Raw genomic sequence first — 16,613 nt, 5'->3', positions numbered from 1 at the left:
TAAGGTTTCTTTTTAGAATAGTATTGCTTGTACTTTCATCTTTTAAATTCAATATTTCTTGGCTTTAGTCTAATAAATATAAGTATTTTTTCAGCCACAGATTACACAGATTACAAAGATTAGCACAGATTTTGCTATAAATCACAGAAAAAAATCTTTTTAATCCTTTAAATCTGTGGCAAAATAATTTGAAAATCAATATGTTTTTTAGACCAAAGGCTATTTTTTTAATTACTTTATTTTCTGCTGATAATCTTGAATAATTTTATAGTCCTTATTTTTAACAATTATTCGATAATCGCCTTTGTTCAAAACTAAATCTACTTTTTCATCTTTATTCTTTACTTCAATAACATCAGCTGGGATTCCTTCTTGCTCGAATTCATTATTTCGATACGCCATAACTAGAACAGGATATTCTGTAATTGAATTGGAAGTGAAATGAAAAGTTTTTCTTTGTCCATCTAATGTAAGCCAATCTGGCCTTTGATTCGTATAAGTACTTACGGGGTAAATAATACTACAATCTGCTCTTTCTTTCCCAATTTCTCCAAAATACGTTTTACCTTGCACATTTACCATTATCGAAGGTTTTTTGATATTAGCCATTTGAATATAAGGAGTATTAAATTTTAAATCTCCCTTTTCAGAACATGGTATTTGGTCAATTGTAAACGGATTGATTCCTGATAAATCATGTACTCTAGAAGCCATCGCTTTTTCCCATTCTTTTATACCTGGAGTTCCTTCATTCAGATGGTCATAACCGCAGTGAATCAAAAATTTGGCATTTGGGTTTTGAGCCATAATCTTAGCAATATTTTCTGCTTGTTCTCTTTCTCTATCCTTTTGTGTTTTGCCTTTGACCCATTTATATTCATAATTGAATAAAGTAAAACCTATATCCAATGCTTCTTTGATTAAATTTCCATATTGAGATTCATGTATATACATACTTCCTCCCTTTAAAACAGGAAATTTTCGTTGATTTATTAAAGTGTCATCAAGTGCTTCTATTCCCAAAAAATGATATCCATTTTTATACAATCCTTTTAATAATGATGTAGTGAATACTCTATGTCTCGAATTATTGTGTGCTTCATTAATTATGATAAGCTTTTCATTTTTGGAACGATATAGAATATACTCTTTAGCATCTTGTGGTTGAAATTGGTTGAAATATAAACTGTCTTGAGTAGTAATAGAAGGGACTTTAGACATTGTTTTGTCCCATGTTTGTAATGCTTTTTTATAATTTCCGTTTATTGAATAATAAGTTGCTCCATATTGAAATCTCCATGGAACAGTGTCTTTTTCCATATAAGTCTCAATATCGCCAGAAAATTTATAGTTTTCTTTACTTAATTGAGCGTTTAAATTGATGCTGAATATAAGCAAAACTAATAGAGTGGTTAGGGATAATTTCATTTAGGTTATTATATTAAAAATCATTGCATTTTTCAAATATAATAATTTTCATATTAGATTTCCTAAACATTCCCATTTCCAAATTTCCAAACAAAAAACTATTTTAGCTTTTTCAAAAAGAGCAAAGAATATTGAACAAAAAAATAAAACAACTAAAAACTCCCCTTTTAAAGACCATTAATATGAAAAAGTGCATTTTTTATTCTTAGTGACACCGTATTTATAACGAAAACCAATCTTGCACTAATTTATCTTCAGTTGCAATAGTATTTTTGTGTATGAACTCATTAGTGTCTTTATTATAAATGTAATCTAAGTCCCAAATTTTGTGATTATGGGACAACGATTTAATGCTGTTGCAAACATATTCAATTTCGGCAGTTGTAGTTGTCGGATGGATGGACATTCTAATCCAACCCGGTTTCCGTATCAAATCTCCTAAACTAATTTCGTCTATCAATTTGTTGGAAGCTTCTTGATCTACGTGCAACAAAAAATGACCGTAAGTCCCTGCACAACTGCACCCACCACGAGTTTGAATTCCGAATTTGTCATTCAATAATTTGACACCCAAATTAAAGTGCAAATCTTCAACAAAAAATGAAATTACACCCAATCGATCGTGATGTTGACCAGCAAGAATTTTTATATTTGGGATATTTCCTAAGGTGTCAAAAACATACTCCACAATTTCATGTTCGCGTTTGAGAATATTTTCAATTCCCATTTGCTCTTTCAACTGAATAGCCAATGCCGTTTTGATCACTTGAAGAAAACCTGGTGTTCCACCGTCTTCCCTATCTTCAATATTATCAATGTATTTGTGTTCTCCCCAAGGATTTGTCCAAGAAACTGTTCCTCCGCCAGGACAATCTGGAACCATATTGTGGTATAATTTTTTATTAAATACCAAAACACCAGAAGTTCCTGGGCCTCCCAAAAACTTGTGTGGTGAAAAGAAGATGGCATCCAAATACGATTCGGAATCTTCAGGATGCATATCAATTTTCACATAAGGACCTGAGCAGGCAAAATCAACAAAACAAACCCCGTTATTTTGGTGCATTAACTTTGACGCTTCGTGATATGGCGTTCTAATTCCAGTAACATTCGAACAAGAAGTAATAGAAGCAATTTTGTATGCTCTATTCTTATATTTATCTAATAAAAGGGCAAGGTTTTCTAAACTAAAAAGTCCATCATCAGTAGCAGGAATTACTTCCACATCAGCTATTGTTTCTAACCAAGAGGTTTGATTTGAGTGATGCTCCATGTGCGAAATGAAAACAATTGGTTTCTTTTCGGCTGGAATATTGATAAAATCTTTTAGATTTTCGGGTACTTTTAATCCCAATATACGTTGAAATTTATTTACAACTCCTGTCATTCCGGTTCCATCTGTTATTAAAACATCATCCGAATTTGCATTTACATGATGCTTAATAATGTAACGGGCATGATGATAGGATTTGGTCATTGCCGTTCCGGAAACTGTCGTTTCGGTATGCGTATTGGCAACAAAAGGACCAAATTCGTTCATCAATTTCTCTTCAATAGGTCGGTACAAACGACCGCTGGCTGTCCAATCGGTATAGATTATTTTTTGCTGCCCGTAAGGCGAATCAAATTCTTGATCAATTCCAATTATATTCTTACGAAATTGTTGAAAATATTGTTCTAATGAAGTAGAATTACTATTATTTGTCATCGATATGTACATTTGATTGCAAATATATTGTTTTTTAAAAGAATACATTATGTTAAAATCTAAACTATTTCAAAAACAATAAACCCTTTCAATCCATCATAAAGAAGAAATCTGAAAGGGTTAATTTTATAAAAAATAGAATTTATATTCCAGCTACAGCTTTTATTTCATCTATAATTCGTAAAGCCAAATCATCTGCCAATTGCTGACTTGACGCTTCGGTGTAAATACGAATAATCGGCTCTGTATTCGATTTTCTTAAATGCACCCAATTGTCAGCGAAGTCAATCTTCACTCCATCAATAGTAGTGATATCTTCATTTTTGTATTTTTCGGTCATTGCGACAAGAATTGCATCAACATCAATTTGTGGTGTTAATTCAATTTTGTTTTTGCTCATATAATATTCCGGATACGAAGCCCGCAAAGCGGATACCGACATTTTTTTATTGGCTAAATGAGTAAGGAACAAAGCCACACCCACCATACTATCACGACCGTAATGTGATTCAGGATAAATAATTCCTCCATTTCCTTCACCTCCAATGATAGCGTTATTCTTTTTCATCAACTCCACTACATTTACTTCACCTACAGCACTGGCTTCATAAGTACCGTTATGTTTGTTGGTCACATCACGTAAGGCACGGGAAGATGACATATTCGAAACCGTATTTCCTGGCGTTTTGCTCAACACATAATCGGCACAAGCGACCAACGTATATTCTTCTCCAAACATTTCACCGTCTTCGCAAATAAAAGCCAAACGATCAACATCAGGATCAACAACTACGCCTAAATGCGCTTTTTCTTTAACCACCAACTCCGAAATATCAGTTAAATGTTCTTTCAAAGGTTCTGGATTGTGCGGAAAATGTCCGTTGGGTTCACAGTATAATTTCACCACTTCAACGCCCATTAATTCTAATAATTTTGGGATAATAATACCTCCTGATGAATTCACGCCATCAACAACTACTTTAAATTTAGCCGCTTTTACTGCTTCAACATCTACCAATGGCAAGTTCAAAACTTCATCGATATGAATATCCATATAGGCATCATTTTGTGTGATTTCCCCCAAATTGTCTACATCCGAAAAATCGAAAGCTTCATCTTCGGCAATCTCGAGAATTTTTTCTCCTTCTGCGCCATTCAAAAACTCTCCTTTTTCATTCAATAATTTCAAGGCATTCCATTGTTTTGGATTGTGGGATGCAGTTAGAATAATTCCACCATCCGCTTTTTCTAATGGAACAGCTACTTCAACGGTTGGAGTTGTAGATAATCCCAAATCGATTACATCAATTCCGAGTCCAACAAGTGTATTAATTACCAAATTGTGAATCATAGGCCCCGAAATACGGGCGTCACGGCCAACTACAACAGTCAGCTTCTCTTTTTTGGAATAATTTTTTAGCCAAGTTCCATAGGCCGAAGCAAATTTTACTGCATCAACAGGAGTTAAATTATCTCCTACTTTCCCTCCTATTGTTCCTCGTATTCCGGATATTGATTTTATTAAAGTCATTTTTTTGAATTAATGGTTATTTTAATACAAATATAAAAAAGTTGCTGAGTTTCTGAGGTGCTGTGTTGCTAAGTTTTTATAAAAATAGGTTCTTCAATGCTTGAGTTTCTGAGAATATGAAAATCATTCATTTACTCTCTTGGTTTAATTTATAAAATAATCAATAAAAAGTTGGTTCTGCCTTGAATTGTGTGCATAAGAAAAAATGAAGAAAAATTTTCACCATTAAGTTATTAAGAAAATTTAAGTTTTATAGGACTTAATGAATCTTAATAACTTAATGGTAAAAAGAAAAAATTAAATTTTTAATTTTTAAAACCCACATGATTGAGTGTAGATCCAAAAAGTTTATACATTTACAAAAGAGAATTCAGAATCTCAGCTTCTAAGAAACTTAGCAACTAATAAAAATGAACTTCCTAGCCCACATTTATTTATCTGGTGATAACGATTTGATAAAAATCGGAAACTTTATGGCGGATGGAATTCGGGGGAAACATTTTGAAAATTATCCATTAGAAATTCAAAAGGGAATCAAATTGCATCGTTTTATTGATACGTATACCGATGCTCATCTTGTTTTTAGGAAAAGCACCAAGCGTTTGCATCAAAATTATCATCATTATGCAGGTGTAATTGTCGATGTTTTTTATGATCATTTTTTAGCCAAAAATTGGAGTAATTATTCAAGTGAGTCTTTGGTTGATTTTACCGAAAACTTTTACCAATCGTTACGTGATAATTATGATTTTTTATCCGAAAGAACCAAAGGAATGATGCCTTATATGATTGAATACAATTGGTTAGTCAGTTATCAAACCGTTGAGGGAATTAGTAGGATTTTGACACAAATGGACAGCCGAACCAAAAACGAATCCAAAATGCGTTTTTCACCAAATGAACTTATTGAATATTATACCGAATTTGAACAAGAATTTACGTCTTTCTTCGAAGATGTTAAAATCCAATCCCAACAAAAATTAGTATCCCTATGAGAAAATACATTCTTCTAATCACAGTATTGTTTCTAAGTTGCAAATCCAATGAGAAAGTTGTTGAACCAACAGGTTTAGTGACTTCAAAGGCTATGGTAGTTTCGGCTCGAGAAGAAGCATCCAAAATTGGTGTTGAAATCTTAAAAAAAGGAGGAAATGCCTTTGACGCTATGGTTGCAACCGAATTGGCTTTAGCGGTAAGCCATCCTCAAGCGGGAAATATTGGTGGTGGCGGATTTATGGTTTTCAGAAAGGCAAACGGCGAATCAGGAGCGTTGGATTATAGAGAAAAAGCCCCTTTATCAGCATCAAAAGATATGTATCTGGATGAAAAAGGAAATATCATTGACGGAAAAAGTACCGAAACGGCTTTAGCGTCTGGAATTCCAGGTACAATCGCAGGTATATTTGAAGTACATCAAAAATATGGTTCATTACCTATAAGTGAAATTTTAAAGCCTGTAATTGCTCTAGCAGAAAGAGGCGTTGTCGTTACTGAATATCAAGCTCAAAGTTTGGCAGATTACCGAGCTTCTTTTTTAAAAGCCAATGGGACAAATAGTTTGTTTTCGAAAGTATATAAAGTTGGGGATACCATCAAATATTTGGCTTTGGCCGAAACATTGAAGCGAATTTCAAAAAATGGGGCAACTGAATTTTATAAAGGAGAAACGGCACAGAAATTGGTTGCTTTTATCTCCAAAAAAGGCGGTCTTTTCACTCTTGATGATTTAGCCAAATACCAAGCAAAATGGAGAACACCAATTACTTTTAATTATAAAGATTTAAAGATAACCTCGATGTCACCTCCAAGCAGCGGCGGTATTTGTTTGAATCAAATAATGAAGATGATTGAGCCGTATGATCTTGCCGAAATGGGACACAATAGCATCAAAACAATTCAGGTGATTACGGAAGCGGAACGAAGAGCCTACGCCGATAGAAACTATTTTTTGGGCGATCCTGATTTTGTAAAACTTCCGATGAAAGAATTAGAAGACTCCACTTATTTAAAAAATAGAATGAGTGATTTTTCATTTGATAAAGCCACAAAATCTTCGAATGTAGCTCACGGCACTATTCAAGGTTATGAGAGCAAGCAAACAACCCATTATTCGATAGTGGATGCCAAAGGAAATGCAGTTTCTGTAACGACTACTTTAAATGACAACTATGGTTCTAAAATTTATTGTGATGAATTGGGTTTCTTTTTGAACAACCAAATGGATGACTTTAGTGCCAAAGCGGGTGTGCCCAATTTATATGGTTTGACAGGATCAAAAGCCAATAGCATTGCACCCGAAAAAAGAATGCTAAGTTCTATGTCGCCAACGATTGTTGAGAAAAGCGGAAAGCTCTTTATGGTTGTGGGAACTCCTGGAGGTTCAACTATTATCACTTCTGTTTTACAAACTATTTTGAATGTTTACGAGTTTGATTTGAGTATGCAGGAGGCGGTAGATTCCCCACGTTTTCATCATCAATGGTTACCGGACGAAATTGTTTTTGAACCGAATTCGTTTTCAAAATCTTTATTGGATGATTTAAAAAACAAGGGATACATTATCAATGAAAAAAACAATCAAATTATTGGTGAAGTCGATGCTATTCTAGTACTTCCAAATGGTAAATTAGAAGGTGGAGCAGACAAAAGAGGAGATAATAACGCATCTGGATACTAGTAAAAATCTTCTATGATTGCAATCAATTCTACTCTTGCAAAATAAAAACTAAATAAAATCACCATTAAGATATTAAGTTTATTAAGCTTAATGACTTTTAAAATCTTAATAATAATTTAATTTTAAACAATCAATACAACGCTTATTTAAAGATTACTTGAAAGAAATATGAAAAATATTAACTTACTATTACTATTGATCTGTTTGAATAGTTTTTCGCAAACAAATTCAACAACTAACGGTCTTGTTGCCAACAAAGCAATGGTCGTTTCTGCACGAGAAGAAGCATCAAAAATTGGTGCCGAAATTATGCAAAAAGGCGGTAATGCATTTGACGCCATGGTTGCTACAGAATTGGCTTTGGCAGTCGCCTATCCTTATGCAGGCAACCTCGGAGGTGGTGGATTTATGGTATTTCGCAAAGCAAATGGCGAAGTTGGCTCGCTAGATTACAGAGAAAAAGCACCATTGGCCGCCACCAAAAATATGTTTTTGGACAAAGACGGAAATGTAATTAAAGGAAAAAGTACTGAATCACCGCTTGCCATTGGCGTTCCGGGAACTATTGCAGGAGTATTTGCCGTTCACGACAAATATGGTTCTATGCCAATATCCGAAATTTTGAAACCTGTTATTGCATTAGCAGAAAAAGGAGTTATTGTTACCCGAAGACAAGAACGCCGACTCAATGATTATAGAGAATCAATTATAAAAGCAAATGGAGAAAAAACTAAATTTGCCACTGTTTACAAACAAAATGATACCATTAAATATCTTGCCTTGGCTGAAACCTTAAAAAGAATTGCCCAAAATGGTCGAAATGAGTTTTATAAAGGACAAACCGCCAAAATTTTGGTTAAATACCTTCAAGATAAAGGTGGAATTATTACTATGAAAGATTTGGCTAAATATGAAGCCAAATGGCGAACTCCCCTTTCTTTTAAGTATAAAGATTTAAAAGTAATTTCGATGTCACCTCCAAGCAGTGGCGGTATATGTCTGGCACAAATTTTAAAAATGATTGAGCCTTATGATTTATACAAAATGGGTCACAATTCGGCCGAATCGATTCAGGTAATTGTGGAAGCCGAGCGAAGAGCTTATGCCGACAGAAGCTATTTTTTGGGTGATCCTGATTTTGTAAAAATCCCTTTGAAAGCATTAATGGCTTCGGATTATTTAACAGAAAGAATGTCAAGTTTTAATGTAAATAAAGCAACTCTATCGGCTGAAATTAAAGAAGGAAAGGTTAATTACAATGAAAGCACCGAAACAACTCACTACTCCATCGTAGATCAATTTGGAAACGCAGTTGCAGCAACTACAACCCTAAATGATGGATTTGGTTCCAAGTATTATTGTGATGAATTGGGCTTTTTTCTAAACAATGAAATGGATGATTTCAGTTCCAAACCCGGTGAACCCAATATGTTTGGTTTGGTTGGAAATGAGGCCAACAGCATCGCACCTCAAAAAAGAATGTTGAGTTCTATGACTCCTACAATTGTTGAGAAAGGCGGAAAATTATTTATGGTTGTCGGATCACCTGGCGGTTCAACTATAATTACTTCGGTTTTGCAAACGATTTTAAACGTTTATGAATACAATTTAGGAATGCAAGAAGCGGTAAACGCTCCTAGATTTCATCATCAATGGTTACCAGACGTAATTACATTTGAACCCAAAACTTTTGATACCAATACTTTCGAAAAATTAAAAGCCAAAGGATACATCATCAATGAAAAAACAACTCCCGTAATTGGAAAAGTGGATGCTATTTTGGTACTACCAGATGGAAAATTAGAAGGCGGTGCTGATTTTAGAGGAGATGATAAAGCTAGTGGATTTTAGATTGTTAGATACAGATTGCAGATTTCATCATTGAAATTGCCATTGATATTGCCATTGATTTTTAATTATATGAATTTTATAACCTCATTAGAAAAAGCTTTCCTAGCAAACAGCAATGCCGAAAATGCAATTGCTATGTCAAAATACATGAAAAATAATTTTCTTTTTTTTGGCATAAAAACAGAGGAAAGAAGATGTATATTTAAAGCTATTTGGGCAGCAAACCAAAAAGAAGTTTTCGATAATACAAGAGATATTGCTTTGTTATTATATTCTAAAAAAGAACGGGAACTTCAGTATTGCACCTTAGAAATGGTAATCAAAAATCTCAAAAACAATTATATAAAAGAAGATATTCTGCTTATTGAAAAACTCATTACCACTAATTCTTGGTGGGACAGTGTTGATGTTATTGCCAAATTTATTTTAGGAGATTTTTTAATACAATTTCCGAATGAAACTGATGCTGTCATTGTTCGTTTTTCCAATTCAGATAATATGTGGCTCAATCGATCCGCGATTCTTTTTCAGTTGGGTTATAAAGAAAAAACGAATTTTAATTTATTGAAATCCATATGTGAGAAACACAAAACATCAACTGAATTTTTTATTCAAAAATCCATAGGCTGGGCATTGCGGGAATATGCCAAAACAAATCCGGATGCAGTCAAAGATTTTGTTTTAAGTTCCAATTTAAAAAAATTGAGTGAGAAAGAAGCCTTGAAAAATTTAGGATAAGAATCTGTTTGCCAGTTCATATTGAGTCTAGTATTTTGTTCTTTAACCCAGACCTTAATTAAAGGTAATGTATGAGAAAATTAAAATTATAAAAACCTATTTTTGTATTTAAACCAATTAGAAATAAAATGCTTAAAAAGATAATTTCAAAAATAGAATATTTAATTGTTTTAGCACAAACACTTCTTACTCCTAAGCAATTTATTTTTTTATCCAGTGTTTTGGTTGGAATATCTGCTGCTTTAGCAGTTATTGTTTTAAAGACATTTGCACATTGGGTTTTTCGTTTCGCAACATATATGACTATTCATGCCAATTTTTTTAAGTTGGGAATTCTAAAAGTGATGTTGCCTGTTATAGGTATAATGCTTACCGTATTTGTTGTAAAACGCTTTTTAGGAGGTACAATTGAAAAAGGCACATCCCAAATCTTATATGCTGTAGCCAAAAAAGCGAGTATAATTCCAAAAAAGCAAATGTACGCCCAAATTGTAACTAGCTCACTAACAGTTGGATTAGGTGGTTCAGCTGGATTAGAGAGTCCTATTGTTATTACAGGAGCAGCTTTTGGGTCAAATTATGCACAACGTTATAAGTTAAATTATAAAGATAGAACGCTTCTCATAGGTTGTGGTGTCGCAGCAGGAATAGCCGCAGCCTTTAATGCGCCAATTGCAGGAGTTTTGTTCGCTATTGAAGTTTTACTGGTTGATGTTAGTATAGCAGCATTTACACCCATTATGATTGCTGCAGCTACAGGTGCTTTAGTCTCAGCAATTGCTTTGGATGAGACTATTTTATTGAATTTTACGGGCAGACAAACTTTTAATTATCAAAACATCCCTTATTATATTCTTTTAGGAATATTTACAGGATTTATTGCTGTTTTTTATGCTAGAAATTTTCAAAGAACAGAGCATTTTCTGGGTCGTTTAAGACTCTCAACTTACAAAAAAGCTTTTTTTGGAGCTTCGATATTAGCTCTTTTAATCTTTATTTTTCCAACTTTATTTGGAGAAGGATATGAGAGTATCAAAACATTAGCAGATAGCGATCCGAATCAATTACTTGAAGATACTCTTTTTAGGGATTTTAGAAATAACAGCTGGGTTTTATTAGCTTTCGTTGGATGCTCTTTTTTGCTAAAAGCTTTTGCTACGGGAATTACTTTAGGCAGTGGTGGAAATGGAGGGAATTTTGCTCCTTCTCTATTTTTAGGATCTTATGTTGGCTTTTTCTTTTCTAAATCGCTGAATTTAACTGGTTTAACCCATTTGCCAATTACAAATTTTACATTAGTTGGTATGGCAGGTATTTTGAGCGGATTGTTCCATGCTCCAATGACAGCTATATTTTTAATTGCTGAAATTACAGGCGGTTATGGTCTAATGATTCCACTAATGATTGTTTCTTCCATCAGTTTTGCCATTTCAAAAACATTTGAAAAACACTCTTTGGATGTCAAGAGTCTAGCAAAAAAAGGGCATGCTTTTACTAGTAATAAAGATTCAAATGTACTTTCGACCTTAGATACCCAATCTATTATTCAAACCGATTATCTTACTATCTCACCTGATGATAACCTAGAAAAGTTGGTTGATTTAATATCCCATTCCAATCAAGTTATTTTCCCTGTGGTTTCAAAAGAAAAACAACTATTGGGTATTGTACATTTCAATGACATTCGTGAAATCATTTTCAATCCCTATCGCGTAAAATATACTTTGATTAAAGAAATAATGATAAAGCCTGTTGCTATTATACATCCTTCAAATAGTATGGAAGTCGTTATGGACAAATTTGAATTATCCAAAAAAGCGTTTCTCCCTGTGATAAGTGATGAAAAATATTTTGGTTTTATATCCAAATCGGTGGCTCTTGAAGCTTATAGAGCCAAGCTAAAATCGATGACTATAGAATAGTTTATTATCGGATAGATTAAAATTTAATTTATCCGATAATAAATGTATCTTTGTGGTCTTATGTGGGATATCAATTTAACATACCGAGAAGAACTTCAATCAACCTTTGACAGATTGTATGAAAAAAGACAAGATTTGCAGTCCAGCAGACCATTGCCTAATATTGCTTTACATAAAATTCGGGAAAGCCTTTCGATAGAATGGACATATAATTCGAATAGTATTGAAGGAAATACAATGAGCTTACGCGAAACTCAAATGGTCATACAAGAAGGGATAACCGTAAAAGGAAAATCACTTCGAGAGCATTTTGAAACACATAACCACGATAAAGCCATTGATTATTTGTACTCAATCGTAAATGAAGATTATACTTTGCGCAGTATTGATATTTTATCTTTGCATGGTTTGGTTTTACGCTCAATTGAAGAAGATTTTGTAGGACGTATCCGAAATGCAGGTGTTCGAATTACAGGTGCCAATTTTACACCACCGAATGCCAATAAAGTACCCGATTTATTGGATGAATTGATTGATTTTGTAAATACAAATCCTTTAAACCTAAATGATATTGAGTTGGCTACTGTTTTTCACCATAAATTGGTATGGATTCATCCCTTTTTTGATGGGAATGGTCGAACTGTCCGATTGGCTATGAATTTAATATTAATGCGCTGTGGTTTTCCACCTGCTATTATTCTTAAAAATGACCGAAAGAAATACTACGAAGCATTGAATCAAGCCAATGGTGGTAATTATCAAAAATTAACGTTATTGATGTGTCAGGCATTGGAACGAACCTTAAATATTTACAAAAGAGCTATGCCTGATAATTACACAGAATATCAGGAAATTTCTGATATTGTTCAAGAGCCTAATTTTCCATACGGCCAGGAATACATCAGTTTATTGGCGCGTCAGGGAAAAATTGATGCTTACAAAGAAGGCAGAAACTGGCTTACTACTAAGGAAGCGATAGAAGATTATATGGAAACCCGAAAAAGAAAACGCTAACTAAAATTAGCGTTTTTTTTTATTCTAATTTAACACAATCTTCCATACTGTTCTATTAAAAGTAGCAATCAAAATGGTAACTTTGCTTTTTTGCAAAAACTATGCTAGATACAAACAATACGATTGAAGTTCAAGGTGCCCGCGTTCACAATCTAAAAAATATAGATGTTTCCATTCCCAGAGAAAAACTGGTAGTTATTACCGGACTTTCGGGCTCTGGAAAATCCTCTTTGGCATTTGACACTATTTATGCCGAAGGGCAACGCCGTTATGTAGAAACATTTTCGGCTTATGCGAGACAATTTCTTGGCGGATTAGAACGTCCCGATGTTGATAAAATTGACGGACTCTCCCCTGTTATTGCGATTGAACAAAAAACAACAAGTAAAAGTCCACGCTCTACGGTGGGAACCATTACCGAAATTTACGATTTCCTGCGTTTGCTTTATGCCCGTGGAGCCGATGCTTACAGCTACAATACTGGAGAAAAAATGGTTTCGTATTCGGATGATCAAATTAAAGATTTGATTATTCAGGATTTTACTGGGAAAAGAATCAACATACTTGCACCGGTTATTCGAGCCAGAAAAGGACATTATGCGGAACTTTTTCAGCAAATAACCAAACAAGGATTTTTGAAAGTCCGTGTCAATGGAGATGTTTTGGACCTGGTTTCGGGAATGAAATTGGACCGTTACAAAACCCATGATATCGAAATTGTTGTAGACAGAATGGTAATCGAAAACACCCCCGACAATGAAAAACGGTTGTCCGAAAGTATCAATACAGCGATGCATCATGGAGAAAATGTGTTGATGGTGCTGGACCAAGACACCAATGAAGTCCGCTATTTCAGTAGAAACTTAATGTGTCCTACTACTGGAATATCGTATCAAAATCCAGAACCGAATTTGTTTTCTTTCAATTCCCCAAAAGGTGCTTGCGATAATTGTAACGGATTGGGAACTGTCAATCAAATTAATGTTAAAAAGATCATTCCGAATCCTAAATTATCCATCAAAGCTGGTGGTTTTGCGCCTTTGGGCGAATACAAATCATCTTGGATTTTCAAGCAATTGGAGATAATTGGTGAGAAATATGATTTTAAACTAACTGATGCTGTCGAAAAAATTTCTGCAGAAGCCATGGAAATGATTTTGAATGGCGGTAAAGAAAAATTCACCATCAATTCTGAAGTTTTAGGCGTTGCGAGAGATTACAAAATTGACTTTGAAGGGATTTCTCATTTTATAAAAAACCAACACGACGAAAGCGGTTCGACAACCATAAAACGTTGGGCAGCAGCTTTTATGGACGAAGTAAAATGTCCCGTTTGCGAAGGTTCGCGTTTAAAAAAAGAAGCGAACTATTTTAGAATCTACGAAAAAAGCATATCCGAATTGTGTGATATGGATATTTCAGATTTGACGGCTTGGTTTTTGGAATTAGACCAACATTTATCCGATAAACAAAAACGAATTGCAACAGAAGTTATCAAGGAAATTAAAGATCGTTTGGCTTTCTTGATGAATGTAGGTTTGGATTATTTGGCTTTGAGCCGAAGTTCCAAATCGCTTTCGGGTGGTGAGGCACAACGTATTCGATTGGCGACACAAATTGGGTCACAATTGGTGGGTGTTTTGTATATTTTGGATGAACCAAGTATAGGTCTGCACCAAAGAGACAACGACAAATTGATTCATTCCTTGGAACAGTTACGAGACATTGGAAATTCTGTAATCGTGGTGGAACATGATAAAGACATGATAGAAAGAGCCGATTATGTAATTGATATTGGTCCCAAAGCAGGAAAATATGGCGGTGAAATCATCAGTATTGGAACTCCTGCTGAAACCTTGGCTTCCAATACCATTACAGCTCAGTATTTGAATGGAAAAATGAAGCTGGAAATACCCGAGAAACGACGGGAAGGAAATGGAAAATTCCTAAAACTCACTGGCGCTACAGGTAATAATCTAAAAAATGTTACGATTGATTTGCCTTTGGGCAAAATGATTTGCGTTACGGGTGTTTCGGGAAGTGGAAAATCCACCTTAATCAATGAAACCCTCTACCCTATTTTGAACGCTTATTATTTTAATGGTGTCAAAATTCCGAAACCGTATAAAAAAATTGAAGGTTTAGAGCATATCGACAAAGTGATTGATATTGACCAAAGTCCGATTGGGAGAACTCCGCGTTCGAATCCTGCAACTTATACCGAAGTTTTTACCGAAATCCGAAACTTGTTTACGATGACTTCGGAAAGTATGATTCGGGGATACAAAGCGGGACGTTTTAGTTTTAATGTAAAAGGCGGGCGTTGCGAAACCTGCGAAGGTTCTGGAGTTCGAACCATAGAAATGAACTTCTTGCCCGATGTGTATGTAGAATGTGAAACCTGTCAAGGAAAACGATTCAACAGAGAAACACTCGAGATCCGTTACAAAGGAAAATCCATTTCGGATGTACTGAATATGACGGTGGATGAAGCGGTGCCCTTTTTTGAAATGATTCCGAAGATTTATAGAAAAGTAAAAACGATTCAGGATGTAGGTTTGGGTTATATCACTCTTGGTCAACAAAGCACCACACTTTCAGGAGGTGAGGCGCAACGCATCAAACTAGCAGGTGAATTGTCTAAAAAAGATACCGGAAATACGTTTTATATTCTCGATGAGCCAACAACGGGTTTGCATTTTGAAGATATTAGAGTGCTAATGGATGTGATTAATAAATTGGTAGATAAAGGAAATACCATCTTGATTATCGAACACAATATGGATGTTATCAAACTAGCCGATTACATTATTGACATTGGTCCCGAAGGAGGAAAAGGTGGCGGACAGCTTGTAACCAAAGGAACGCCTGAAGAAATTGTAAAAAATAAAAAAAGCTATACGGCGCAGTTTTTGAAAAAAGAGTTATCTTAGTATACATCTTTGACAAAGATTAACAAATAAATAAAAGCTATTATTATTAAATCGCCATGACAAAAGTTGTCGCAAACACCAATGAAGATCTGGCGATACCATATTCCATTAAAATCAAATATTATCTATATATGAAACTTCAATATTTATCCGACAACTTTGGCAATAAAACTGCCGTAGTAATTCCTATAAGTGATTGGGAAAAAATAACTAAAAAGCATAAAGATTTAGTTGAGGAATTGGAAGTTCCAACAATACCGGAATGGCATAAAGATATTATCGACAAAAGACTAAAAGACTACAAGGAAAACCCAAATAATGTTACTGAGTTTGATTCTTTTTGCGATGAATTAGAAAAAGAACTTTTATGAGGTATAAATCAGTTATTGAAAACCTTGCCAAAGAAGATTTGAGAGAAGCTGCAAAATGGTATGATTCGCAACAAATTGGGTTGGGCTAAAAATTCTTAGCTACTGTAAAAAAAACAATTGACCAACTTAAATCATACCTGGATATTGCCCAAATTAGATATTATGAAGTACATACAGCAGTAATAGAAATTTATCCTTATTTAATTCATTATTATGTTGATCCAACGGTAAAGGCTATTATAATAATTGGAATTCTTCATACTTCGAGAGATACTTCCATTTGGGATAAACGAAAATAAATAAAAATTTTAAAGTATAAGAATTAGATACAGTTTTCGCAAATTTAGGACAACTGAATAAATAATTAAAAAAAAATACTGATACGTCTTTGTCAAAGTTTGGAAGTTTGACAAAGTTTAATTCTTAGAACAAAAATTAAA

At 34.2% G+C, this 16,613-nt stretch carries 11 protein-coding genes and 1 pseudogene; 9 read left to right on the top strand and 3 right to left on the bottom strand.

What is annotated here, in order from left to right; genetic code table 11:
- Positions 1–231: 231 nt before the first annotated feature.
- The 3 genes from AC8GF4_RS12755 to glmM all read right to left on the bottom strand — a co-directional run bounded on the left by AC8GF4_RS12755 (position 232) and on the right by glmM (position 4,667).
- Positions 232–1,428, bottom strand: coding sequence for a hypothetical protein (locus AC8GF4_RS12755; protein ID WP_506595158.1), 1,197 nt, complete (start codon positions 1,426–1,428; stop codon positions 232–234).
- Positions 1,429–1,648: 220 nt separating this feature from the next.
- Entirely contained in the window at positions 1,649–3,136 is a 1,488-nt protein-coding gene (locus AC8GF4_RS12750) for an aminotransferase class V-fold PLP-dependent enzyme (RefSeq protein ID WP_506595156.1), read from the bottom strand.
- A 142-nt stretch (positions 3,137–3,278) separates the two neighbouring features.
- The gene (gene glmM, locus AC8GF4_RS12745; RefSeq protein ID WP_506595154.1) at positions 3,279–4,667 is read right to left on the bottom strand and encodes a phosphoglucosamine mutase; all 1,389 of its coding nucleotides are present in this window, start codon (positions 4,665–4,667) and stop codon (positions 3,279–3,281) included.
- Between the two features lie 410 nt (positions 4,668–5,077).
- On the opposite strand from glmM, the gene AC8GF4_RS12740 reads away from it, so the two are divergent.
- The 9 genes and pseudogenes from AC8GF4_RS12740 to AC8GF4_RS12700 form a co-directional block, all read left to right on the top strand.
- Positions 5,078–5,662 carry an acyl carrier protein phosphodiesterase gene (locus AC8GF4_RS12740; protein ID WP_506595153.1) on the top strand — a complete coding sequence of 195 codons (585 nt, stop codon included), beginning with the start codon at positions 5,078–5,080 and terminating at the stop codon, positions 5,660–5,662.
- Positions 5,659–7,344: a gamma-glutamyltransferase gene (ggt, locus tag AC8GF4_RS12735; RefSeq protein WP_506595152.1), complete on the top strand. Its 1,686-nt coding sequence runs from the start codon at positions 5,659–5,661 to the stop codon at positions 7,342–7,344. The genes AC8GF4_RS12740 and ggt (AC8GF4_RS12735) overlap by 4 nt, the downstream gene beginning before the upstream one ends.
- A 168-nt stretch (positions 7,345–7,512) precedes the next feature.
- Entirely contained in the window at positions 7,513–9,195 is a 1,683-nt protein-coding gene (gene ggt, locus AC8GF4_RS12730; protein WP_506595151.1) for a gamma-glutamyltransferase, read from the top strand.
- A 69-nt stretch (positions 9,196–9,264) separates the two neighbouring features.
- On the top strand, positions 9,265–9,933 hold the full coding sequence (locus AC8GF4_RS12725) for a DNA alkylation repair protein (RefSeq protein WP_506595149.1): 669 nt from the start codon (positions 9,265–9,267) through the stop codon (positions 9,931–9,933).
- Between the two features lie 128 nt (positions 9,934–10,061).
- Entirely contained in the window at positions 10,062–11,855 is a 1,794-nt protein-coding gene (locus AC8GF4_RS12720) for a chloride channel protein (protein ID WP_506595148.1), read from the top strand.
- 60 nt (positions 11,856–11,915) lie between these two features.
- Positions 11,916–12,869, top strand: a complete 954-nt coding sequence (locus tag AC8GF4_RS12715) for a Fic family protein (RefSeq protein WP_506595146.1) — start codon at positions 11,916–11,918, stop codon at positions 12,867–12,869.
- 101 nt (positions 12,870–12,970) lie between these two features.
- The gene (uvrA, locus tag AC8GF4_RS12710) at positions 12,971–15,802 is read left to right on the top strand and encodes an excinuclease ABC subunit UvrA (RefSeq protein WP_506595144.1); all 2,832 of its coding nucleotides are present in this window, start codon (positions 12,971–12,973) and stop codon (positions 15,800–15,802) included.
- Positions 15,803–15,858: 56 nt separating this feature from the next.
- Entirely contained in the window at positions 15,859–16,173 is a 315-nt protein-coding gene (locus tag AC8GF4_RS12705) for an addiction module protein (protein WP_506595143.1), read from the top strand.
- A 101-nt stretch (positions 16,174–16,274) separates the two neighbouring features.
- Positions 16,275–16,472: pseudogene (locus AC8GF4_RS12700) on the top strand (hypothetical protein); the annotation flags it as partial.
- Positions 16,473–16,613 lie beyond the last annotated feature (141 nt).

This window comes from Flavobacterium rarum (SeqCode), assembly GCF_965234445.1.
Classification (GTDB): domain Bacteria; phylum Bacteroidota; class Bacteroidia; order Flavobacteriales; family Flavobacteriaceae; genus Flavobacterium; species Flavobacterium rarum.
This window is presented reverse-complemented; position numbering and strand designations above follow the sequence as displayed.

What these genes read in the sequence shown, in the direction of transcription:
- AC8GF4_RS12755 (WP_506595158.1), bottom strand. Translation starts at nt 1,428, where the DNA reads ATGAAATTATCCCTAACCACTCTATTAGTTTTGCTTATATTCAGCATC.
- AC8GF4_RS12750 (WP_506595156.1), bottom strand. Translation starts at nt 3,136, where the DNA reads ATGACAAATAATAGTAATTCTACTTCATTAGAACAATATTTTCAACAA.
- glmM (WP_506595154.1), bottom strand. Translation starts at nt 4,667, where the DNA reads ATGACTTTAATAAAATCAATATCCGGAATACGAGGAACAATAGGAGGG.
- AC8GF4_RS12740 (WP_506595153.1), top strand. Translation starts at nt 5,078, where the DNA reads ATGAACTTCCTAGCCCACATTTATTTATCTGGTGATAACGATTTGATA.
- ggt (WP_506595152.1), top strand. Translation starts at nt 5,659, where the DNA reads ATGAGAAAATACATTCTTCTAATCACAGTATTGTTTCTAAGTTGCAAA.
- ggt (WP_506595151.1), top strand. Translation starts at nt 7,513, where the DNA reads ATGAAAAATATTAACTTACTATTACTATTGATCTGTTTGAATAGTTTT.
- AC8GF4_RS12725 (WP_506595149.1), top strand. Translation starts at nt 9,265, where the DNA reads ATGAATTTTATAACCTCATTAGAAAAAGCTTTCCTAGCAAACAGCAAT.
- AC8GF4_RS12720 (WP_506595148.1), top strand. Translation starts at nt 10,062, where the DNA reads ATGCTTAAAAAGATAATTTCAAAAATAGAATATTTAATTGTTTTAGCA.
- AC8GF4_RS12715 (WP_506595146.1), top strand. Translation starts at nt 11,916, where the DNA reads ATGTGGGATATCAATTTAACATACCGAGAAGAACTTCAATCAACCTTT.
- uvrA (WP_506595144.1), top strand. Translation starts at nt 12,971, where the DNA reads ATGCTAGATACAAACAATACGATTGAAGTTCAAGGTGCCCGCGTTCAC.
- AC8GF4_RS12705 (WP_506595143.1), top strand. Translation starts at nt 15,859, where the DNA reads ATGACAAAAGTTGTCGCAAACACCAATGAAGATCTGGCGATACCATAT.